Genomic DNA, 451 nt, shown 5'->3' on the forward strand with positions numbered 1-451 from the left:
TGCGCCGGCTTTCCTTGATCTTTGTCAACGAATGTCTGGTGGCCGCGTCGATGCTGGCATTTGCCTCGTCAATGGAGGATGTGATGTTTCGAAGCGGCAGAAGCTTGATTGCGCTCATGCTCGTCATGGCGATGCCCATCGCGGCATTTGCGCAGGCGACGGACAGGCCAGCGACCTCCGCGCCGCTGGCGGCCGCGGCGGCGCCGGCCGCGGACCTGTTGAAGCCCGAGCAGCTCGAGGCGCTGGTCGCGCCGATTGCCCTTTATCCAGACGACCTGCTTGCGAACGTGCTCGCCGCATCGACTTATCCGCTGGAAGTGGTCCAGGCCGACCGCTGGCTCAAGGACCGCAAGTCGTTGAAGGCCGAGACCTTGAAGAACGAGGTCGACAAGCAATCCTGGGATGACAGCGTCAAGGCGCTCGCGAGTACCGCGGACGTTCTCGCGATGAT

General features: G+C 63.0%; 1 protein-coding gene. It reads left to right on the forward strand.

What is annotated here, in order from left to right:
- On the forward strand, window positions 1-451 hold a 451-nt coding region (locus AACY08_RS29660; protein WP_339472650.1), incomplete at both ends, for a DUF3300 domain-containing protein.

It is taken from the genome of Pseudomonas sp. EL_65y_Pfl1_R83 (assembly GCF_963970695.1).
GTDB classification, from domain to species: Bacteria; Pseudomonadota; Gammaproteobacteria; order Pseudomonadales; family Pseudomonadaceae; genus Aquipseudomonas; species Aquipseudomonas tritici.